Raw genomic sequence first — 1465 nt, 5'->3', positions numbered from 1 at the left:
TGCCGATCCCTGGGGCTTCTGACGTGGGCTGTGGCAAGGAAATCAGGGGCCCTGAACGCCTCACAAGGTGATCCAGAAATGACCGCTTTTGACATCACGGGAACTTCGGAGCCCTGGGTCGTCTTCGTGCCGCAGGGAGATGCCGAGGTCCGTCGGCAGCTGTCGAGCCTGGAGGCGAGCGGGGGCCGTGTCCATCGGCTCGACTCCCGCGATCTGCTGACGGAGCAGGGAATCTACGCCGCGTTCGCCGAGGCCCTGCAATTTCCCGGCTACTTCGGTAGGAACTGGGACGCCATGGTGGACTGCCTGGACGACTTGTGCGGCGCGGTGACCCGGGGCGTGGGGATCGCCGTTGTCATCGACGAAGCGGATCGACTGCTGGGAACGGAACACTTCCCCCTCTTCGTGTCAGTGCTGTGCCAAGGGGCCGACCGAGCGAATTCGGATGTCGACCTTGACGGTGTCCCGCAGGATCGGCCCGCCGTCGCGGAGCATTTCGTCCTTCAATTCAGCGAGTTCGATCCGGAGGAGATCACACGTCGTGTGAGCCAACGGGACCTGACCGTCACCATGGGAGAGAATTACGTCGGGGCCGCACTCAATCCCGAGGAATGGCACTGACGGACGACCTCGTCGGCATCCTCGTGGCCGAGGTCGATGAGTCGCGGGCGAGTTGGGAGAGGTGGGCGTTGTCGATGAACCAGCGCAGGACGAGCACGGCCTGCCGGAAGCGGCCCAGCGCACGCCTGCCACCGCGGGTTCCGGCCGTCATGCGGTGATCGCGCAGCAGCCGGGCCAGGTGCTCGCACGTGAGATCTTCGGGCCGCTCGGCGGCATTCTGGAGATCGGAGCCGTGAGCGCCACCGGTACTTGGAGCGTTGCCGAAGCGTCGGTCGGCGACCTGGTGGAACGGCACCGCGCCGATGTGGACCGGCTGCTCGACCTGATCCGTGAGACCGGCAGGTTCTCATCGGAGTCCATGGCGATTGGCGAGCAACTCGGCTGGCTGCGGGACCACCAGGTCACCGCGCCGTCACTGCTGCTGTGGTCCGGCAACATTCAGGAGATCTCGCCCCGGATCGAGGAACTCGAAGAGCCGCGGATCGTCCGGCGTATGTGCCGCATGGGCGCGGGACCTTCAACTGACGTACTTCCTGCAGGCTCTTGTCACCGCCGGAGTGGCCCAGGGGCAGGTGACAGGAGCGGACGCGGAGAGAGTCGTTGAGGCCCTGGACATCTGTGGCCGCTTGTCAGGACAGGGGGACCGCAATACCGCGCCGCTCATGTTCCGGGTGTGGCGGACCAGTTTCCTCCCGGGCATACTGCGGCCCGATTCCACGGCTCCGGAAAGTGGCCGTGCGGGATTTCGCGCTCTCGCCCATCGGCTGGAGGACCTGCTGGAGGGGTGAGCCGCGACGGTGTTGATGAGGGGGAACTCGGCTGTGGCGTCCAAGTGGGACTGGAA

At 65.7% G+C, this 1465-nt stretch carries 2 protein-coding genes and 1 pseudogene; 2 read left to right on the top strand and 1 reads right to left on the bottom strand.

What is annotated here, in order from left to right; genetic code table 11:
* On the top strand, positions 1 to 621 hold a 621-nt coding region (locus ICC28_RS39920; protein WP_223190795.1), incomplete at its 5' end, for a barstar family protein.
* Positions 622 to 661: 40 nt separating this feature from the next.
* Here the strand turns inward: ICC28_RS39920 and ICC28_RS39915 are convergent.
* Positions 662 to 772 (bottom strand): annotated as a pseudogene (locus ICC28_RS39915) (IS5/IS1182 family transposase); the annotation flags it as partial.
* Positions 773 to 775: 3 nt separating this feature from the next.
* Here ICC28_RS39915 and ICC28_RS41015 point away from each other — a divergent pair.
* Positions 776 to 1225 (top strand): hypothetical protein, encoded by a 450-nt coding sequence (locus ICC28_RS41015; RefSeq protein ID WP_223190793.1) that lies wholly within the window; start codon positions 776 to 778, stop codon positions 1223 to 1225.
* The last annotated feature ends 240 nt before the right edge of the window (positions 1226 to 1465 follow it).

Source organism: Streptomyces sp. TRM68416 (assembly GCF_014596915.1).
Taxonomy (GTDB): domain Bacteria; phylum Actinomycetota; class Actinomycetes; order Streptomycetales; family Streptomycetaceae; genus Streptomyces.
The sequence above is the reverse complement of the archived record's forward strand: the minus strand, read 5'-3'. Positions and strand labels throughout refer to the sequence as shown.